A 20,023-nucleotide genomic window follows, 5' to 3' on the forward strand; every position below is an offset into this window, starting at 1 on the left:
GCAACGAGTTCGCTCAGACCATCCAGGGCAATGCCGGCGCGAACATCATCAATGGTGGCGGAGGTGCCGACAGGATGATCGGCTATGGCGGCAACGACACCTATCATGTCGACAATGCCGGCGACAAAGTGAACGAGGTGGTGGGCGGCGGTACGGACAAAGTGCTCGCTTCGGTGAGTTATGCCCTCGCACCCGGCTCAAGAATCGAGCTTCTCGCCACCTCCAACCCGTCCGGTACGACGGCCATCAATCTCACCGGCAATGAGTTCGCTCAGACCATCCAGGGCAATGCCGGCGCGAACATCATCAATGGTGGCGGAGGTGCCGACAGGATGATCGGCTATGGCGGCAACGACACCTACCATGTCGACAATGCCGGCGATAAAGTGAACGAGCTGGTGGGCGGCGGTACGGACAAAGTGCTCGCTTCGGTGAGTTATGCCCTCGCAGCCGGCTCGCAGATCGAGCTTCTCGCCACCTCCAACGCGTCCGGTACGACGGTCATCAATCTCACCGGCAATGAGTTCGCTCAGACCATCCAGGGCAATGCCGGCGCGAACATCATCAACGGGGGCGGTGGTGCCGACGTCTTGACCGGGAATGGAGGCAACGATGCCTTCGTGTTCAACAGCGCTATTGGAGCCGGTAATATCGACAGGATTACCGACTTCAACAAGCTCCAGGACAAAATCCAGCTCGACAACGCCGTTTTTGCCGGGCTTAAGCTGGGTGGCCTTTCATCCGACGCTTTCTTTGCTGGTACGACCGCGCATGATAGCTCCGACCATATCATCTACAACAGCTCAACCGGAGCACTCTCTTTCGACAGTGACGGGGTCGGCGGCGCAGCTCAAATACAGTTCGCCACTCTCTCTCCAGGTCAGTCGCTTGCAGCAGGTTCGTTCCTTGTGATCTGAACGACCCGAAATGGCGGACCTTCAACTCGAGACGGTCCGCCGCTTTATCTCTCTTCAAGCACCAGATTTTCCAGGCGGGGTGCCAGTTTTGGCCAAGCGCTCTCCCTCATCCTCTATTTGGGGGAGAGTCAATCCACTGCGTCGGCGGGCTTGAAGAAGAACGCCGTGTCATTGACACCGTTCGTAGTCCAGTAGACTCGCCAGTTCGCAGTTCGCGCAATGAACTCATCCCAGACCTTGGATGCCGTCCCATCCGCAATTGATCTACTCCCCGGCGATGTGGGTTTGGGATCTCTGGGCAAAAACCAGTTAACGTTGTCGATAGTGATTATGCCGCCGAGCTTGACCTTGCTCACCATCTCAAGCGCCACTTGATCGCGGAATTTTCCATCAACCAAGGCCGCATCCAGGGAATTGTTTTCTATCTCGCTGGCGATCTCGTACGACTCGAACTTAACCCGGTAATCGACATTGTTCAGGTGGCGGGCTGCTAGCCTGCTGGAGATGATCGAATGCCAGTTCGGGTCGGGTTCGACCGATAGCAAAGACCTCACTCGTTGAGCGATCCATATCGTGCTCCGGCCACTGCCGAACTCGGCGAAGATATCGGTAGGACGAAGCCACTGGTCCAGAAAATCGATGGCGTCTCGGGTCAACCACGGGTCGTCCGGCTTCAGCCTGTGGTCGATGGCTACGTTTATTCTAGACGCCACGTATCGGGGCGTCATGTGTTGGTAGTTCCTCTTGAATGGATTGAGGCTACGGCGAATCATGTTGTTAGCCTTGCGTTACTCATAGCCCACATGTCCCTCTCTCTAATCGCATCGTGCGGCACCATATCTGCCCGCCAGTAAACTGAAAACCCCACAATTTTCGGACCAGCTCGGCACCTGCCGTCCACTACTTCTAAACCTCGCATCCTCGTTTGCGAAACGTCAAGGCGGGCCATAGCAAATCCTGACTTCGAAGATTTGCAATTACCGTGACCTCCTCCCCGCGCTCCACTGGCGGCGCATTCGAACTAATGTTGTGTAAGGATACTCTGGCCGTCGTTGTTGCTTCAAATCATTCTCTCGCAAACCGTCACGTGATCGAGTGGTCGGAACTAGGCCAGGAGACGCTGCTCTGCGCAGGGGCGAAGCATTTCGACGGCGACGCTCTTGGAAGCGACGTGCAGCTTTCTGCGATCATCGGCGCGGGCATCCTTCTGCGCCTTGTCGTCGCTCTGATCCACGATGGAGATGCCAACAGCGTTCCTGAAGGAGTCCTCTGCCGTAAGCTGCGGATCGGAGGCAAGGCAATCCAGATCTCCAATTTTGCCCATTGGCGCGGACAACGCCAATCCTGCTCTGCCGGTTTTCATCGCGTTCCTGCGTTGTCGGTATTCCTCCTGACAGCTGTCCGACTGGCATGGCAGGCCTCCTCGCGCTCTGGTAAACACTCTGTCTTGTTATGTACTGGGTCAGCATCGGCGCTATCAGCATTGCCGGATCGGCGACTATCTGTCCGGACTCGCGGCCGCGTTTCAGCTTGGTCATGATACATCCTTCGGCGCCGCACCCGGTCAGCACCAAAGCCTTCGGCGATGCGCACCAGATCCCTGAGCGCTGAGCGGATTTGCGGCCAAGGAAACTCGGAGCATTCCTCCCAGGCTTCGCCCTCCTGCAATACGGCATCGAGCTTGCCCGCCACACCGGCGAGAGTCGTAGCGGGGGTGGTTGAGAAGGCTTCCAGAAGATCGTTCGCCCGCTCGCCAGCTTCGCGTTCGGCTCTGAGGGCAGCAATGTAACCGGTCTTCTCAGCAGCCGCATCCCAGCGTGCCTGATGCGCAGCAAACTCAGATTCGGCCCTTTCTCGGAGAGCGGCGGTATCCGGCCCGTTCCCGAGCACCTGACCGAGCGCCTCGATCGAGTAGACTGTTAGTTCCTGGCCATCGGGCAGGTGGACGTCCACACAAGGAAAGCCGACGCATTCGACAAGCTTGGTCTCTAGGCGCTGCTGCCTGCGGCAAAGCCGATCGGTTAACCTGTGGGCTGTCTGCCATTCCCGCCGAAGCGCCAGCGCTGGGTCAGAAGGCATATTGGTCCTTCCGGCGTCGCCTGCGGACGCGTTACCTTCAAGTGTCCACGCGGTAGTAGCCGCCACTGTTCCCGCAAGCACTCGCCGGCGGGTGACGAATGGCAGACTCGTGATATTGTCGGAATCAGTCATGATCCGAGCTCCTCAGAAGCTTGGGGTTGTGGTCAGGCCGGGTAAGGTGTTGCACCACCTTATTCGGCCGTTTTACACGGGCTCGTCCTGCCACCGGTCGAGTATTGTCTGGGGCTGAGCGAGCGCAGTATCCACTCTACGGTCTTAAACGAAACCGTCGGCATTTGTCAAGACTTTTAGCATCAAATGATGCGTCAGGTATAATAATGATAACGAGTGAGCAGTTGCGAGCAGCCCGCGCACTTTTGCAATGGGATCAAAAAGCCCTCGCCGCGAAGTCAAAAGTGTCAGTCGCGACCATTAAGCGGCTTGAGCCACTCGCTGGCATGTTGAAGGCCAACCAGGTGACGATCGAAGCACTGAAGCGTGCATTGGAGGCCGGTGGCGTCGAATTCATTCCCGAAAATGGCGGCGGGCCTGGTGTACGGCTGGCACGCCCTCTGGAAAGCAAATAAGTTGTTGCAAACGTGCGGCAAAGGCTTCGTTCATCCATCTCCGGCCAAGTGTCTTCGATGAGGGTTGCGTGTGTCCATCTGCGGCTCAACTTACGATTGTTATTGTTACAGATCGATTGCGCTCACCCGGAATGCGAGAGCATGCCCGCGAAGCTGAGGGCCGAGGTTGTGAGCAGGCAAGCGATTGCAGAGAGCAGAAATCAGTCGAGGGCCGGCTGGCCAAAGGGGGGTGATTGGCACGTTTCCGGCCTGCCCCGCTCGAGCGCCAAAGATAGATCAAGCCAAATGCTGCCCGTCATATCGCAGACCGTTAGGCGCACTCTTCTTACAATCTCACCGAAAACGGGATGAGCAAATCGCGTCACGACCCATCTAGCTATACGGGACGTCTCGATGCTAACGGGTTGGCAGCTCTGGCCGACGTTTGCAGCACCACGCCAGCTCATCGCGACCCTTACTCCGCCGTTCCGCGCTCAGCGCGATTGTTCAAGGCAATCAGGTTTTTGCCCGGGCTGGGCTGCCGGGCTGCTCATTGCGATAACGGGGTCCGATTTCCATGATGAGAACGGTCTCCGGCAAGAAGATCAGCTCGCTGAAGATGTCATCCCATTCAATATCGCCCGAACCGAGGGGTAAGTGCAGGTCGCCCAGACCAAACGCTGCATTCTCCTGCGAGAGGTAGGTTCGATGGAGACCCTGCGGGCGCCCGAAGGAATCATGGACATGAAGGGCCCCGTGACCGGCGCCATAGCCCGCAGCTGCTCATGGAAGTTCAGGCCGCGATGGGTCGATTCAATATAGGCGTGGCTGAAATCGATGAGCGCCACCAGGCTGGCATGGCCGACCGCCTTCACCGTCTGCGCCACCTCGGCCGGGGTCTGCCGGCGCTGACCCGGTTCCATGGCGAAGAGATTCTCGAAGGCGATGCGCACACCATGGGGCTTGCTGAACTCGGCGAGTTCGAACAACGCTTCGCGTTCGCGTTCCTCGGCACCGGCACGATCGAGAAGCTGGTCGGCGCGAAAATGGCCGCTATGCTGGACAAGCACGCGCCGGTCGATCCGGTCGCAGAATTCGTCCAGGGCCTTGGCGGCATCGATCTGGTAGCGGCAGACCGCCGGGTCCATGAGGTTCGATGAGACGACGCCATGAACCGTGTAGCGGAAATCGAATTGACTGGTCAGTTCGATAAGCCTCTCGGCTCTCTCGGGGATGACGCGGCCACCCGCTATGAGATCGAAGGTCGTCAGGCTCAGTTCGACGGCTTCGACGCCGATATCGGCAAAGCTGCGAAAGTCCGCCGCAAGGCTCGCCAACCCGCTATTGGCAAAGATTGAGTTAAAACCTGTGGGATAGTGCTGCTCATAGGCATCACCCGATGATGGGCAAGGAATGCCAGGCCAGTCCGGATCGCCGATCAGGTGAGATGCAACTACCGAACCGATGCCACTCTCGAAACGAGTCTTCGTTCGCCCCCAGGTGCGATCGAGCGGTCTACCGCTATTATCAGTGGGCCTACATTAACTCGGACCGGACCGCGACGACCTCGAGTCTCACAAAGCAGACCGCCTGCCCCCGAACCTGCAAGCTCTAAGAGCACCTCTCGTTCCTGACAGACTTCAGACTGAGAATCCCTTTCAGGCTAAACTTTTACGGTTTCACGCAAATCACCTTGTCATCCTGGCGAATTCATCCGCCTCCAGAGCTGGTGGAACTGGCAAGATGCGCCGGATGAGGCACGCCGGAGGCCCCCGCCTCTGCAGAGTTTCGGGGTTTAAGTTTCATGGTGCGGCGTGCTCGCAGAGCCCAAGAAAAGATCGGTGAAGTTCGCAACACATTGAATTCTCGGCGACACGCAGAGGTTACAGCCCGCCTGTATGCACCCCGCAGTGGCTCAGATTTGTCTGGGTACGGTCTACTCGGCGCCTGGAGAAGGCGAAGATTCCCGGATCGAGCGCTTGGGCACTGCGCCAGCGCAGAGCGATCAGATTCGTGTCATACCGTCAGAGGCAAGACACTAGCAATTGGGGAAGCAGATGAAGGAAGAGAACGACGTTCAGAAGCTGGTGCGCACGCTGCGTGCTCGAGCACCTGATGACGCGGCTGAATTGCTTGCCCGAGAGTCTCCCGAGTTCATCCGGGACACACTAAAATTGTTGCCGGATGGGCACGCCCGCAAAGTGGCGGAGCATTTGCCAGCGCATATGAGGCCTATCAAACCTGATACCGATGGCAAGGATTTCGTGATCCCCGATTCGCTCGTCGAACTGATGGATCCGATTCCCGCCAGCGTTCCTGTCGGGACGACGGTAGCCGCCGCAGTGGAGGCCGTCAGACGTGCCCAGGTGCCGACCGAGCTCACTTATCTCTACGTCACGGACGGGGGGGTTAAATTGGTTGGCCTGGTGGTCCTGCGCGATCTGATGCTGAGCGAACCGGACGCGATTGTCGATCAGATCATGCTGCCCAGGCCGTTCGCCCTTAACGTCGGTCTGTCTTTGAGCGAAGCCTGCAAGGCGGCGGTACGCCGTCACTACCCTGTCTATCCCGTGGTGGACGCGGAGCAGCGGCTGCTCGGGCAGGTTCGCGGCTGGCGCTTGTTCGAGCAGCAAATCATCGAGATTTCCGCCCAGTCTGGCCAGATGGTGGGTGTCCAGAAGGAGGAGCGTTCTTTTACGCCGCTGTTTTCAGCCTTCATGAAGCGTCATCCGTGGCTGCAGCTGAACCTGCTGACGGCCTTCATGGCCGCTTTCGTGGTCAGTTCGTTCACAGGCACAATCGAGAAGATCGTCGCCCTGGCGGCGTTCCTCCCGGTCTTGGCCGGGCAGAGCGGAAACACCGGCTGCCAGGCACTGGCTATGACGCTGCGTGGCCTTGCCCTGGGCGATGTAGACAAACGGCCGAAGCTGCACCTGGTGATGAGGGAGGGCGCGCTCGGGATCGCCAACGGCGTGCTCGTCGGTCTTGTGGCGGCTGCGGCGATGTGGTTCTACGCCTCGCGGCAACCGGAGTCGGCGGCCCAGGCGCCCATGCTGGCACTTGTGATCCTGCTCGCCATGTCCGGATCGTGCCTCATGTCCGGAATCTCCGGCGTGCTGATCCCGCTGGGCCTGCGCCGGGTCGGCGCCGATCCGGCGGTCGCTTCGGCGATCTTCCTCACCACCGTGACCGATATCGTAGGCATGGGTCTGATGCTGGGGCTGGCCACCATGCTCGTTCTGTAGCAAGGCGCGTCCGGTGACGCGTCCCTGGGGAGATGGGGTCCTATAAGCTGACCTCGTCGGCGGTCAACGAAATTGCGAAGGCCAGGCCGCAATCGCGCACACGTCGTGAGAAGCACCTTCCGGCAGCTCTCCGACCCCTTGCGCAACGCGACGGAAGACCTTTGGATGTGGGTGACCTTGAAACCTCATTCGGTGACCAGATACGCGCAGAATCGCGCAAACAATATTAATCTTGTCGGCTGTGCGATCCGCCATTGATGATGATTAGAGTTAGTTGCCGCTGGTGCCGAATACTTCAATTGTTACAGCAACGCTGAGAAGATATTTTGACAACCAGCGCAGCCGAAATACGAATAAACCCGATGGTTTGTTGCGCAGCTGCAACAGCTGCTGAGAGTCGCATGGTCTGGTGACCGTTCAGTCGCCTTTTTCTTGTAGTCGTGCTAAGTCCTTCGCACTAGTCGGGTTTGGGGTGGGTTCTCGGCATGCAATTCTCGTTTCGAACGATCGTCGGCTGCGCCGCAGCGCTGCTTTGTACCGGCGTATTGCCGGCCGGCGCGCAGGGTCTTTTTTCGGCCTATGACGATGCTTTTTCAGCCCGCATCGCCAGTCCGGCCGATAACGGAACGCTTGCCCAGTTCGTCACGGTTGCCGTCAACGCCGGGCAGTACGATCAGGCGATCTCGTCAATCGAGCAGTATCTGATCAAATATCCCCGCGATGCGCGCGCCCGGCTGGCGGCCAGCCGGTTGTACTATCATGTCGGCTCCTATGAATTGGCCCGCCGGCAAGTGCAGTACGGCATCGAAGTCGGCGGCCTGACTGCAAGTGAGCAGCAGGAAGCTGCTCGCCTGCTCGCCCGCATCGATCGCGCGTTGCGCGGCGTCACCTGGGAACTCGCTCTGACCGGCGGCGTGTTCAGCGCATTTACCGATTTTGAGCCCGGCGGGGCGCAAGACGACGACAGCTTCGTCTCGCCCTATGGGCGGGCGGAAGGCTTTGTCCGGTGGGACCTCGGCACGCCAAGCGCCGACGCTCTCGTCGTTTCGGGGGCGTTGACGGCGACACAGCGCTTTTTCACGGAAGACCTGTCGGTTCCGGGTAGCAAGGAGACCTTCATCCACGGCAACGCCGCGATCACCTGGGACAAAGGATTGCCCAACAGTGGGATCGATTCGCTGCGCCTGCTGCTTTCCGCCTTCACAGTTACGGATCGTTTCGACAGCGATATCCAGGAAACCGGCATCGGCGTCAGTGGGCGCTTTCTTGTGCGCCCGACAGTCGAGACGACGCTCTTCGCCGGTGGCGGCTACATCGATCTAAGCGCCTCGCAAGGCATTTTCGCCGATAGCAGGGTTTTTTATGAGGCAGGCGGCAGCTACCGCTTCCGCAATGGCCAGGCGCTCGGACTGCGCTTTGTCGGCTCGAATGACTTCGCCTCCGGATCTGAAATCGGCCGCAGCTATACGGGCGAGGTCCGCTATGGCGGCCTGTTGATGAACGTACCGAATCTTTTCGCATGGTCGCACCAGGTCGCCTTCTCGGCCGGCCATAGCGACGCTCCCGATCTGTCCGTCGGCATCGGGACAAGTATCAAGAGCGACTTCTGGCGCATTGCCTCGGAAAGCGATTTTCAGCTGACGGAGGCGCAGAAGATCAGCGTCGATCTCGCCTATCGCGAAACCAACTTCGACATCGCCAGCCGCGACCGAAAATCGTTCGAAATGCTCATGAGCTACACGTTGACGCTCAATTGAAAGAGGCCGCGATGAGGACCCCGTACCGTCAGATCGCCATTTTTGTCGCCTGCCTTGCCTTCGCGGCACCATCCGCCGCTGAGACGGTCGGGTCGATGACGGCCTACCAGACCAACATCGTCCGCAACAACGGCGGGACTATGAACGTCGGCGCGGGCGTCGAACTCGGCGACCAGCTGCGCAGCAATCCCACTGGTCTTGGAATGCTGGTGTTCCGGGACGAATCGAGCGCCAAGATTGGTCCGAACACCAGCCTGACGATCGATGAATTCGTCTACAATCCGGGCTCCGGATCGGGAAAGATCGACATCGGGATGAACAGCGGCCTGGCCCGGTTCTATGGCGGCCAGGTTTCGAAAGGCGGCGTCATGCAGGTTGCGACGCCCCATATGGTGCTCGGAGCCAGAGGCGGCATCATCGAAGTGCTGGTGGCAGCCGGCCAGACCGTCGGCATTCTGCGCGCCGGCCGCATGACCTGCACGATGAATGGCAAACGGCTGGTCATCACAAACCCGGGCTACGCCTGCACATCGGAAGATGGCAAGCTGCTGACCGGCTACGGCGGAATCGACACCTTCCCGATATTGGACAGCATCGACCGGATTGCCGGCACCGGCCTGCCAGGCGCACCGGGTCCGGGATTGGACGTAAGCGCGCTTTGTGCGTCGGCACTCGGCGGCTCGCTCAAGGTCTGCGAGTCCAGCGATGGCGCATTGCCAGGAGTGGTCATGGAGTTCCCCGACAGCCCAACGCCACCTGCCGGTGGCGGGGTGAAGGATGAGGGCGATGGCGATGGCGAGGGCTGCGACTACTACTGCAATTAGGCCCGGCCGCACGACATGAGCCTTTTGGCCGGTTGGCGCTGGGCTGATTGGCGGCAAGCTGGCAGGCGCAAAATATCCGGCCTTGTGCTCGTGCTCCTGCTGCTCGCTTGCCATTTGGCTTTTGACGGGCCGTTGTCGCGCCTGCGTGAGCGGACGTACGACTTCTACCAGTTTCTCGCCCCACGCCAGGCGACGAGCAATCCTGTCGTGATCGTCTCGATAGACGACGCCAGCCTCAAGGCACATGGGCGATGGCCCTGGAACCGTGGCCTCTTGGCCGATCTGGTCGATGGCATCACCGAATCCGGCGCGGCGGTGGTCGGGCTTGCGCTGGTACTCCCCGAGGCCGACACCTCGCCTGAGGGCATCGCCGGAGACAAGCGCCTGGCAGCGGCGCTGGCCAAAAATCGAACGGCGCTTGCCGTCAGCCTAGGCAATGAGGCGACGGTTTCAGAAGCAGAACCCAAAGCCGGCTGGTCGATCGTCGGGCAGGTACCCGATACACTTCCCGGCTTCACCGGCCTGACCGGCTCGCTTGCCGAATTCTCGAATGCCGCCGCGGGCCTCGGCGTGATTCGCACCTTGCCCGATCCCGACGGCGTACTGCGCCATGTGCCGCTGCTGTGGCTTCGCAATACCGCTCAAGGCGTGCAGCTGTGGCCGTCCTTCGCGCTCGAGCTTCTGCGCGTTTACGCCGGGCAGGACGGCTACATAGCCCGGATGAATGCCGCCGGGTTCGACGCACTCAGGATGGCCGGCGCCATCGTGCCGCTCGAGCCGGAGGGGAGCATCCGCCTCTGGGAAACCGCCACGGATACGCCCCGTATATCTGCCAGCACTATCCTTTCGGGCGGCAGTGATCCGCGGCTGCGGGACGCCATCGCCATTGTCGATCTGTCGGCCGTGGGACTGACGCAGTACCTGCCCACCCCGACACGTCCAGCGCGACCAGGAGCGGACATCCACGCCGATGCAATCGGCCAGATGCTTGCCGGGCGCTACCTGGCAGAGCCAACGCACGCGCGTATGCTCGAGCGGCTCTGGTTTGTCCTCAGTGCCGTCGTTTTCATCGGACTTTCCGGAGTGCTCGCCTGGCGTTTCGTGCTTGGTGCCCTGGCTCTCGTGCTGCTGGCCGTCACGCCGTTCGTGTTCGGCGCTCTCGAATACAGCCTGCAGGGTGCACTCTATGACCCGCTGCAGCCGGCGCTTGCGACGATCCTGGTAGCCGGCTTCGAAGGCTATGTTCTCTACAGGCGCAGCGAGCAGCGCCGGTCCACCCTGGCACGGCAGTTCTCCCAGTATCTGTCGCCTTCCGTGGTGCAGCGCCTCGCAAGCTCGGACACCGAAGCGATCCTGTCCGGCGAGAAGCGCGAGATCACGATCCTGCTCAGCGACATACGCGGCTTCACGACGATGAGCGAACAACTCGATACCCAGGAAATCGCCAAGGTGGTCAATCACTTCCTCGGCATTGCGACCGATGAGATCCTCAAGCGCGACGGCACCATCGACAAGTTCATGGGCGATGCGGTGCTGGCCTTCTGGAACGCGCCGCTTGATCAGCCGGACCATCGCGAGCGCGCGCTCGACGCGGGGCTTGCCCTGATCGAACGGGTGAAGCGTGAAGACGCCGCCTTCACCGCGGACGGCCACCCCTCCATCGCAATCGGCGTCGCCATCGAGACCGGCATCTGCTCGGTAGGCAATTTCGGCTCCGAACGGCGCTTCGATTACACCGCGATCGGCTCCCCGGTGAACCGCACGGCACGGCTCGAGTCGACGACCAAGAAGCTGGGCATCCCCCTGGTGCTTGGTCCCGGCTTTGCGGCAGGAGCATCGATGCCGGTCGTCCAGGCAGGCGCCTTTGAGCTCCAGGGTTTCAAGGGCGAGGTGCCGGTTTTCACCGTTCCGGAGATGCAAGCTGCTCACCAAGGTATGAGCCGCGAAGTAGAGAGCCAACGTGGTGAGCAATCTGGCGCCCCTGCCGTGGTGGTTGGTTCGCCGCCATCCGTGCAAATGGCACCGCCTGATCTTGCACCCCGAACCCGAAGCACACGCTGACCGGATCCAGCGGATGGCAGGGGTGCCGACCTGCTTTGTGAACTAATACTGCTGGGGAGGCCTAGGTGTCATCAAACGGCCCTTTAATTGCGGGTGGCTGTCAATCCGGATCAGCGCGACAGCCGATGAGACGCGGATAGACGGCGAAGGGATCCGTCGAGGTAACCCTGGCAATGATTGTCGAGGCCGCCGAATTTTCGAGCGAGAAGATAGGCCGTGTTATCCAGTTCACCACGAATGGCAGCACGGCTTCGTTGAGTTAGCCGGCGCCATCATGTGGAGGCAGCGCGTGGTTCAGATTGTTTATCCTCGCCGCCGGATCATGCGCTCGGGATGTTCCCAAGAGCATCCAGCCGTAGCACTCCCCGAGCTGCCCTAACGAGAGAGTTCGCTGGGCCGGGATTATGGCCGTTATGAACCTGACGCAATCGATGCAGCGCTGGCCTCGTCGGGCGCGTGGGCGGTTTATCGACATCAATCGGTCGCCGCGGATGTTGGGATGCGCAGGCGTCGGCGTACGTAGCACCGATGCGCCTTGGGCATGTGGGCGTTGACAGTGACATGGCCGCAGCGACGTGTTTCAGACGCCGAGCAATTCCAAGGACTGAGCACCAGAACCGAACCTTCCGACGGATTTTCGCGAGCTGCATTCCTCCCTCCCTCCTTATCAAAACCGCCGCTCGCGAATTCGCTGGCCAGTATATCTGCGATATGATATACATATATCACTCAGAGGATATACAAATGCCGCTCTTCATTCGCGATCCCGACGTCGATGCCATGGCCGTCGAGCTGCAGCAGATTACCAACGCGCGCAGCAAGACCGAGGCCGTCAGAACCGCCTTGCGCCATGAGATCGAGCGCAACCGCGGCAGCGTCCCGCTGCGCGAGAGACTTGCCAAAGTCAAGGAAATGGCGCGGCGGATCGGGCCGGCCAACCCTGATTTCGATATGAAGAAATTCACCGACCAAATGTGGAGCGACGACTGATGTTCGTCGATGCCTCGGTGATCGTTGCCATCCTGAACGAGGAACCTGGCGCGGAAGAACTGGAAAAGCGGCTCGCGGCCGCGACCAAGCCGCTGTATATCTCCCCGCTCGTCCGGTTCGAGGCAGTCCAGGGTCTCGCGCGAGCATCGGCCGAAGCCATCAAAAAGAACGCCAAGCCCACTGCCGACATGCTGGCGCAAGCCCGTGAGACCGTCGACGCCTTTTTGATCGAGATCGCCGGCAAGGAAATCATGATATCCGGCGACATCGGCGACCGGGCGATCGAAGCCAGCATGAAATACGGCAAAGCAGTCGGGCACAAAGCCGATCTCAATTTCGGCGATTGTTTTGCCTACGCTTGCGCGAAGGCTCACCGGCTTGCGCTGCTTTACAAGGGCAATGACTTTTCACAAACTGATCTGGCGTAAGGCTTTCCTGGCCTTGCATCGCGGCGCGAGAGCCGATGGGCCCTTTTGCATGCTTTGGGCGAATCGTCGTCTTTCATAGTTAAACGCAATATTACGAGGAACGTTCGCTGCAGCACTGGTTTTCTTCGGCACGATCACCGTCCAGGCACAGCGGGCAGACGGCATCTTCTGGGTGCTGCGATCGGGTGCGCCATGCCGCGATCTTCCAGGGGGCGATACGGCCCACGCACCACCTGCTACAATCGCTTCGTTCGATGGCGGAAAGCAGGTGTGTGGGACCGCCTCATGCATGGCATCACCAAAGCCCATGATGCAACGGTGCAGATGATCGATACCTCCATTGTTCGCGTCCATCAGCAAGGCGCGACAGCAAAAAGGGGGATCGAGATTATTGTCTCGGTCGTTCCCGATGCGGGCTGACGACCAAAATCCATGCTCTTGTCGACGCCGAAGGCAGGCCGATCAAGCTGACGCTCACGGCAGGTCAAATGAGTGACATTGCCTACGCAGCGGACTTGATCAAGGATTTGCCCGAGGGTGCCATGCTGCTCGCCGACAAGGGCTATGATGCCAACGCCTTGCGCAATGCCGTCACCGAGCAAAAGGCCTGGGCCAACATCCCGCCCAAGGCCAACCGCAAGGACCCGATGTGCTTCAGCCCCTTTCTCTACAAGGCCCGCAACCTCGTCGAACGTTTCTTCAACAAGGCCAAGCAGTTCCGTCGCATCGCAACTCGATATGACAAGCTGGCAGAAAACTACCTTGCTGCCCTGAAACTCGTGTCAACTCGCATCTGGCTACGCGGTGATGAGTCTACGTCCTAGCGTTTTGCGTGCCCTGCCCGGTTGTCATTCGCCGCGCATGGTCGCCTGGAACGTCGGCAGGTGCTTCTTCTGCGCCTCGAGCATTTTCTCGCGATAGACGCCATAGATGACGTCGGTGTCGTGCAGTGTGACGCCGGCAATTGTCGGCGAGGCAAAAACCGGCAGTTCGATGCCGCGTTTCGAAAGCGCCTCGGCGGTGCGCGCGATCAGCTCATGCGCCAGGATCATGGCAAGCACGGTCGACGAACCGGAGACCGGCCGGCTCCAGCCCTCGACCGGCACGATGGCATCCTCGATCGGCGAGCAGGTGTCGATGACAAGGTCGGCGGCATCGGCAAGCCGTTTGCCGGAAGAGTGCGTCGCCGGCTTGTCGAGATTGTTCTTGCTAGTTATCGCAACGACAAAGATGCCGCGTTTTTTCGCATAAAGCGCGGTGTCGATGCCGGACGAATTGCGGCCGCTGTGGCCAAAGATGATGATCGAATCGCCTTTGTTCAGCGGCTGGTGGTCGAGGAATTTCTCGGCGTATTTCTCGGTCCGCTCCAGCCACAGAAGTTCGCGCACGCCGCCGGCGCCGAGCACGTTATGCCACATGACACGCGGGTCGGTCAGCGGATTGAAGCCGACATAGCTGCCGTAGCGCGGAAACACTTCCTGGACCGGCAACACCGAGTGGCCCGAGCCGTAAAGATGAACCAACCCGCCGCTCTCGAGCGTGTCGGCAAAGCGGCTGGCCGCTTCGCCAAAGGCTTCGGCATTGGCTTTCGAGGCCTGTTCGATGAGGGCGGCAAGGCGGGGTATGTAAAGATCGGACACGTCGGTACTCCTGTTATGGGTCGGCTTGGGTATGGCTCAGCTTCTTGCGGTTGGCGCGGCGCGACCGGCACGCAGCGTCGAGCGGATTTCGTAGCGGTCGCCACGCATCACCGAGACGGTGAATTCGAACGGGCCGCGCTCGTCGGTGGTGATGCGCTCGACCACGAAAGCGGGGCTCCCCGCAGGCAGATCGAGCAACTCGGCATCCGCCGCCCCGACGGCGCCGACACGGTAGTTTTCGCGCGCCGCGACCGGCACGATGCCGTAATGGCGTTCCAGCGCTTCGTAGAGCGAGCCTTGCAGCAGGCCGGCATCGAGAAAGCCCGGCACGCGCGCGGCCGAGAGTTGCGCAGTCTGAATACCGATCGGTTCGTTGTTGCCGAGCCTGAGCCGCCGGATGCGCACCACCGGGTCGCCCTCCTCGATCTCCAGCGCTCCGGCCGCGGCGGCATTGGCGGTGGTCAGGCTGCAGTCGAGCAAGCGCGAGCCGGCGACCACGCCCATATTGCCCATTTCCTGCGTGAAGCTGGTGAGTTCGCGGGTGCCGGCGACCAGCGTGGTGGAGCGCACGAAGGTGCCACGGCCATGTTCGCGCCTGAGCAGCCCGTGCTCCTCAAGATTGCGCAAGGCGTGTCGCAGCGTGATGCGGCTCACCCCGAACAAGGCGCACAGTCTGTCTTCGGCCGGAATCTGGTCGCCGGTCGCCCACTCGCCACTCTTGACGATGGCGCGGATGGCCTCTTCCACCTGATACCAGAGCGGCTCGGGCCTTCTGCGGTCGGGCAGATGGAAGCTCGCTTGACTCATCTTATCTGCCTCCACTGTGCTCCGGCGAGACCAGCCAGCGAGGCGCCGACGAGACCGGCGCGGGAGCCGAATTCGCCGGACCGCAGAACGACGTCGCGCAGATGCGGCGGCAACTGACGCCGCAATGCCGCAAGCAGCGGCGGCCCTACCACGTCCAGCGCATCGGCAAGCCCGCCGGAAATCAGGACCGCCTGCGGATCGAGCAGCGCGACCGCACCCGCAAGGACAGTGCCCAGCCGGCGCGCCGGCAGCTCCAAGGCGTCAAGTGCGGCCGTGTTGCCAGCCCGCGCGGCCTCGATCAGCCTGCCGCCATTGGCCAGCCCGATCTGGCGCGCCGCGGCGTCGAACGCCCGCCCGGAAGCGAAGCGCTCCAGCCAGCCGCTGCGGTCCTCGCCTTCATCCTCGATGTCGGCGCAGGCCCAGCCGAATGAGCAGGCGCCGCCACGTGCGCCTGCAACGATGCGGTTGTTGGCCAGAACGGCGGAGCCGATACCGGTGCCGATCGCCAGCAGGATGGCATCGGACAGGCCTTTTGCGGCACCTTCGACCGCTTCGGCCAGCATGGCGACCTGCGCGTCATTGCCAATGGCAACAGGCAGACGAGGAAACAAGGTCGCGATGTCGATGCCGTCGAGATAGGGCAGGTTCGGAATCCAGCGGCAGACCGAGCCCTCGACAAGTCCGGGCACCGCAAGCCCGAGGGCGTCGACCGGACCGGCCTCGGCGCGCAAGGCACCGATACGGGCGACGAAGGCATCCAGGCTTGTCGGCGCAGGCTCGCGGCTCAGCATCTCCAGCCAGCGAACATCGCCGCTATGGATTGCGGCGCGCAAATTGGTGCCGCCAAGATCGATAGCCAGAATGCGTGTCATCGAGAGCCGCTCCGATTGGCCGGCGCGAACAGGCCACTGCCGGCTTGCCAGGACTGCGAGGCCGCCGCAAAACCCTGCGCGTAGCGCGTGCCGCGCAGGCAGCCGCGAAGCCGATAAAGCGCACTGTAATAATCGACGTAGGGGAAACTGCTCAGGCCGCGTGCCAGTTCGTATTCCCGCACCGCCTCGCTCCAGGCCTCGAAGCCGTCGCTGACGTCGACGAGGTGTTCGGGGCGAAAGCCTTCGTCGTCCTCCCAGTTTTCGCCGAACAGCAGCAGTTGCGGTGTGTGTGCAGCATGGTCGCGCTTCAGCGTCGGCAATGCCGCAAAAAAAATACCGGTCTGTGTCAGTCGGGCCGCGGCGCGATGGTCCTTGTGCCAGCTGCCATGCCAGTGAGTGATGACGATTTGCGGCTTCAACTCGCGCACAACATCGCAAACCTTGAGCGCCGTCTCGTCGTCGCAGGGCAGGAAGGCGTCGTGCAGCCCGAGACTGCGCATGGCAACGCCGAGCCTGGCTGCGGCCTTTGCGGCCTCCTCCTGCTTCTGGACGCAATAGTACTCGGGGGCGAGGCTTGGATGGCCCTGCTCGCCCATGCTGAGATGCAGGAAGGTGACTTCGGCACCGCCTTGCACCGCCGCCGCCGCCAGTGGACCGGCAATCATCTCGGCATCGAAGGCATGCGCCCCGACGACCAGAATCGAGCGTGCGGCATAGACCTTGTCCTCGATCATTTCGCGCCTCCCCCGGAGCCGACGCCCTCGCGAATCTGGCGGGCAAGCAGACAGTACATGATCAGGATGGGCGCCATGGAGATGGCAAGCGAGGCGAACACGAGGCCCCAATCCGTGCGGAACTGGCCGACAAACACGCTGATCGCCAGCGGCACGGTCTTGTAGCGGTCGTCGAAGATGAAGATCAGCGGGAAGAAGAAGTCGTTCCACACGGCGATAGCGGTGAAGATGGCGACGATCGATACGGCTGGCTTCACCATTGGCAGCACGATCTGGAACAGAATGCGCGCCTCGCCGGCCCCATCCATGCGCGCAGCCTCGTCGAGCTCGGACGGCAGTACCCGCATGAAATTTGCGAAGATAAAGACGGCGAAGGGAATGCGGATGGCCGAATAGACGAGGATCAGGCCGATCAGCGAATCGAGCAAGCCAAGGTTGCGCATCAGCGTGAACAGCTCCACCGAGGCAAGCCGGATCGGCAGCATGATGCCGGACAGGAACAGGCCCAGCATGATACCGTTCCAGCCCAGCCGATAGCGGCTCAGCGGATAGGCGGCCATTGCCGACACGATAATCGTCAGGATCACCGCACCGCCGGTGACGATCAGGCTGTTGATGAAATTCTGGCCGAGATCGGCGCGCGTCCAGGCCGCAACGAAATTGTCGAAGGCAAAGCTTTGCGGCAGGCCGAGCCTGTTGTCGTAGATCTCCGCCGTGGTCTTGAAACAGGAGACGACGAGAATATAGAGCGGCAGCAGCACCGCTGCGGTCCACAGGACCAGCGCCGTCCAGCCGGGCAGCCGAACAAGCTGTCGAGGGATGGCGAGCATATTCACAGTTGCACCGTGCGGCGGTCGAAGAAGCGCAGCATCACAAGCGTGCCGATGCTGAGGATGAGAAACAGCAGCGTTCCCAGCGCAAGCGCCAGGCCTATATCGGTGATACCGACCGCGCCTTCGGCGCCGAAAGCGAGCCGGTAGAAATAGGTCACCAGCGTGTCTGTGGAATAGCTCGGATTGCCCTGCACGCCTTGCATGACATAGACGATGTCGAACTGGTTGAAGGTGTTGATGAACGACAGCGTCGTCAACGTGCCGACGGCCGGCATCAGCAAAGGCAGGGCAACCGAGACCAGCATGCGGCCGCTGCCGGCGCCATCCAGCCTGGCAGCCTCGAATATCTGGGACGAAATCTGCCTTAGGCCGGCGGTGTAGATCAGCACCGGCAGGCCCATCCAGTTCCAGGCGTCGACGGCGATCAGCATCACGAGTGCCGTGTGGCTGTTGCCGAGAACCGTCAGGCTGCCTTGATGCAGGCCAAGGCCGTTGAGCATCCATTCGATGGTGCCGCCGGGCGCCAGCAGCAGCCGCCACAGGGCGCCGACGATGACCGGGCTCAGCACTGCCGGGAAGAAGAAGACCGACTGGAAGAAGGCCGCCCCTTTGGCGCGCAGGAACAGCAGCCAGGCCAACAGCAGACCAAGGCCGTTCTGGAACAGCATGATGCCGAAGAACCAGGCGACGTTGTGCCAGAGCGCTCCGTAGAGCCGCCCACCGCTCGGGAAAACGAACAGGCGGGTAAAATTCGACAGGCCGGCGAACTCCAGCATGCGCAGGCCCCTCCAGACGAAGAAGCTGCCCCACAGCGACATCAGCAGCGGATAAAGGACAAACAGCGCATAAACGGCCAGTGCCGGCACGATGAACAGCACGGCCATGCGCTGCTGGGTGCGCTGAAGGCTGCTTTTGCGGCGACGGGCGATCATGTGCTGTTTCGCGCAGGGTGTGACGGCCTACTGCTTCGGCTTGAACCAGCTGCTGACGGCGGCCTGCATGTCCGCCGCCAGCTTCTGCGGCGTGATGTTGCCTTCGACCATGTCGATGATCTCGGACTGCAGGATCGAGGAGGCCGTAGGCGTCTGCCAGCGGAAGCCGACAAGCGTCAGATAGGGTGTGGAATTCTTCGACATCTCCATCATCGTGGCGAGTACCGGGTCCTTCACGGTGACGTCGGTACGGGCCGGCGGCCAGCCCAACTCGTCGGCGAAGAGCTGCGCGAACTCGGCCGAAGCCATGAAGTTGAGCACCTTGATCGCTGCCTCCTTGTTGGTGCTTTCAGAGACCAGACCATAGGAGCCGTCTGAAAAGGCCGAGGTGTAGAGCTTGGTGGCAGGATCGTCGGCGGGGAACGGGAAGATCGAGAATTTCAGCTTCGGGTTCTGCGCCTTGAAGCTGCCGTTCTCGAACGAGCCGCCGAAGAACATGGCCGCCTTGCCGCCGATGAATTGCTGTGTCGAGGTGGTGTAATCGACCCCGGCAAAGCCGTCGGAGAAATATGGCTTCAAGTCGGCATAGCGTTTCAGGGCAGCCACGTAGCGCGGATCCTCGAAGGTCGCCTTGCCGCTCATCATTTCGTCGTAGAAGCCCGGGCCATAGATGGTCGGCCCGACAACACCGACGCCGATCTCCAGCGCCCAGGCGGAGCCGTTGGCACCGCCGGCGGCTATTGGCGTCATCCCCGCCCCTTTCAGCCTCTCGCAGGCGGCGACGAAATCTTTGTAGGTCTTGGGAATCTCGATGCCCTGGGCGGCGAAGATGTCTTGATTGTAGAAGACACCCATCATCGGCACCGAATAGGGCACGCCATAGATCTTCCCGTCGGCGCGGCCACGAGCGCCGCCCAGCGCGCTATCGGGCACGCTCTTCAGCTCCGGCACGCTGCCGTCGAGCGCGTCGAGATACCCACCCTCGATGAAGGGCTGCAGTTCGCCGTAAGCCTTGAGCTGGGCGATATCAGGCCCGCGGCCGCCACGCAGCGCCGTGCTCAGCCGGTTCTGGTAGTCGGCGTCAGGGGTGAACTGGACGTTGACCTTGATGCCTGGGGTCTTGGCCTCGAAGGCATCGAAGATGCGGCGCATCGCAGCCTCGTCCTCGGTGCGCCAACTCCACAGGGTCACGGTGTCGTCAGCCTTTGCCGGCAGTGCGGTGAGGACCCCGGTGCAGACTGCGGCAAAGCCGCCGATCAGGCCGAGTGCGGTGCGTCGATGAATTGAAAACATACTCAGTCTCCCATTCTTGTCGATTGTCATTCCCACAGCGGTCTT

The 20,023-nt window shown here is 61.2% G+C and carries 18 protein-coding genes and 2 pseudogenes; 9 read left to right on the forward strand and 11 right to left on the reverse strand.

What is annotated here, in order from left to right:
- Nucleotides 1-917, forward strand: a 917-nt coding sequence (locus NKH89_RS03710; protein ID WP_352908412.1) for a calcium-binding protein, incomplete at its 5' end; no start/stop codon positions are given.
- Between the two features lie 128 nt (nt 918-1,045).
- Here the strand turns inward: NKH89_RS03710 and NKH89_RS03715 are convergent.
- From NKH89_RS03715 to NKH89_RS03725, 3 genes are all read right to left on the reverse strand, one after another.
- On the reverse strand, nt 1,046-1,645 hold the full coding sequence (locus NKH89_RS03715) for an O-methyltransferase (RefSeq protein ID WP_352908413.1): 600 nt from the start codon (nt 1,643-1,645) through the stop codon (nt 1,046-1,048).
- A gap of 377 nt (nt 1,646-2,022) precedes the next feature.
- Nucleotides 2,023-2,280 (reverse strand): hypothetical protein, encoded by a 258-nt coding sequence (locus NKH89_RS03720; protein WP_352908414.1) that lies wholly within the window; start codon nt 2,278-2,280, stop codon nt 2,023-2,025.
- The gene (locus NKH89_RS03725; RefSeq protein WP_352908415.1) at nt 2,277-3,128 is read right to left on the reverse strand and encodes a hypothetical protein; all 852 of its coding nucleotides are present in this window, start codon (nt 3,126-3,128) and stop codon (nt 2,277-2,279) included. Before NKH89_RS03725 ends, NKH89_RS03720 begins: the two co-directional genes overlap by 4 nt.
- A 206-nt stretch (nt 3,129-3,334) precedes the next feature.
- On the opposite strand from NKH89_RS03725, the gene NKH89_RS03730 reads away from it, so the two are divergent.
- Nucleotides 3,335-3,583 (forward strand): helix-turn-helix domain-containing protein, encoded by a 249-nt coding sequence (locus tag NKH89_RS03730; protein ID WP_031195030.1) that lies wholly within the window; start codon nt 3,335-3,337, stop codon nt 3,581-3,583.
- 495 nt (nt 3,584-4,078) lie between these two features.
- On the opposite strand, the pseudogene NKH89_RS03735 reads toward NKH89_RS03730, so the two are convergent.
- Nucleotides 4,079-4,977, reverse strand: a pseudogene (locus tag NKH89_RS03735) (TIM barrel protein).
- Nucleotides 4,978-5,619: 642 nt separating this feature from the next.
- Between NKH89_RS03735 and NKH89_RS03740 the strand changes: the two are divergent.
- The 7 genes and pseudogenes from NKH89_RS03740 to NKH89_RS03770 form a co-directional block, all read left to right on the forward strand.
- The gene (locus NKH89_RS03740) at nt 5,620-6,807 is read left to right on the forward strand and encodes a magnesium transporter (RefSeq protein ID WP_352908416.1); all 1,188 of its coding nucleotides are present in this window, start codon (nt 5,620-5,622) and stop codon (nt 6,805-6,807) included.
- Between the two features lie 485 nt (nt 6,808-7,292).
- A complete protein-coding gene (locus NKH89_RS03745) occupies nt 7,293-8,564 on the forward strand; it encodes a tetratricopeptide repeat protein (protein ID WP_352908417.1) in 1,272 nt (423 codons plus the stop codon).
- A gap of 11 nt (nt 8,565-8,575) precedes the next feature.
- A complete protein-coding gene (locus tag NKH89_RS03750) occupies nt 8,576-9,388 on the forward strand; it encodes a FecR family protein (protein ID WP_352908418.1) in 813 nt (270 codons plus the stop codon).
- A 15-nt stretch (nt 9,389-9,403) separates the two neighbouring features.
- Nucleotides 9,404-11,449, forward strand: a complete 2,046-nt coding sequence (locus NKH89_RS03755) for a CHASE2 domain-containing protein (protein ID WP_352908419.1) — start codon at nt 9,404-9,406, stop codon at nt 11,447-11,449.
- Between the two features lie 744 nt (nt 11,450-12,193).
- On the forward strand, nt 12,194-12,439 hold the full coding sequence (locus NKH89_RS03760; protein ID WP_023722247.1) for a type II toxin-antitoxin system VapB family antitoxin: 246 nt from the start codon (nt 12,194-12,196) through the stop codon (nt 12,437-12,439).
- Nucleotides 12,439-12,867 (forward strand): type II toxin-antitoxin system VapC family toxin, encoded by a 429-nt coding sequence (locus tag NKH89_RS03765; RefSeq protein ID WP_023722248.1) that lies wholly within the window; start codon nt 12,439-12,441, stop codon nt 12,865-12,867. Before NKH89_RS03760 ends, NKH89_RS03765 begins: the two co-directional genes overlap by 1 nt.
- Before the next feature lie 157 nt (nt 12,868-13,024).
- Nucleotides 13,025-13,691, forward strand: a pseudogene (locus tag NKH89_RS03770) (IS5 family transposase); the annotation flags it as partial.
- 24 nt (nt 13,692-13,715) lie between these two features.
- Here the strand turns inward: NKH89_RS03770 and NKH89_RS03775 are convergent.
- From NKH89_RS03775 to NKH89_RS03805, 7 genes are read right to left on the reverse strand one after another with little or no spacing between them, the layout of a single operon-like run.
- The gene (locus NKH89_RS03775; RefSeq protein WP_023722251.1) at nt 13,716-14,507 is read right to left on the reverse strand and encodes a sugar isomerase domain-containing protein; all 792 of its coding nucleotides are present in this window, start codon (nt 14,505-14,507) and stop codon (nt 13,716-13,718) included.
- Nucleotides 14,508-14,543: 36 nt separating this feature from the next.
- The gene (locus tag NKH89_RS03780; RefSeq protein ID WP_031195039.1) at nt 14,544-15,314 is read right to left on the reverse strand and encodes a GntR family transcriptional regulator; all 771 of its coding nucleotides are present in this window, start codon (nt 15,312-15,314) and stop codon (nt 14,544-14,546) included.
- Nucleotides 15,311-16,186: an ROK family protein gene (locus NKH89_RS03785; RefSeq protein ID WP_352908420.1), complete on the reverse strand. Its 876-nt coding sequence runs from the start codon at nt 16,184-16,186 to the stop codon at nt 15,311-15,313. The genes NKH89_RS03780 and NKH89_RS03785 overlap by 4 nt, the downstream gene beginning before the upstream one ends.
- Nucleotides 16,183-16,920: a PIG-L deacetylase family protein gene (locus tag NKH89_RS03790; RefSeq protein ID WP_352908421.1), complete on the reverse strand. Its 738-nt coding sequence runs from the start codon at nt 16,918-16,920 to the stop codon at nt 16,183-16,185. Before NKH89_RS03790 ends, NKH89_RS03785 begins: the two co-directional genes overlap by 4 nt.
- A complete protein-coding gene (locus NKH89_RS03795) occupies nt 16,917-17,750 on the reverse strand; it encodes a carbohydrate ABC transporter permease (protein WP_352593153.1) in 834 nt (277 codons plus the stop codon). The genes NKH89_RS03790 and NKH89_RS03795 overlap by 4 nt, the downstream gene beginning before the upstream one ends.
- Before the next feature lie 2 nt (nt 17,751-17,752).
- The gene (locus tag NKH89_RS03800; RefSeq protein WP_031195041.1) at nt 17,753-18,685 is read right to left on the reverse strand and encodes a carbohydrate ABC transporter permease; all 933 of its coding nucleotides are present in this window, start codon (nt 18,683-18,685) and stop codon (nt 17,753-17,755) included.
- A 27-nt stretch (nt 18,686-18,712) separates the two neighbouring features.
- Nucleotides 18,713-19,978, reverse strand: a complete 1,266-nt coding sequence (locus tag NKH89_RS03805; RefSeq protein ID WP_352908422.1) for an extracellular solute-binding protein — start codon at nt 19,976-19,978, stop codon at nt 18,713-18,715.
- Nucleotides 19,979-20,023: the final 45 nt, after the last annotated feature.

The organism is Mesorhizobium sp. M0923 (assembly GCF_040319365.1).
In the GTDB taxonomy this organism is placed as follows: domain Bacteria; phylum Pseudomonadota; class Alphaproteobacteria; order Rhizobiales; family Rhizobiaceae; genus Mesorhizobium.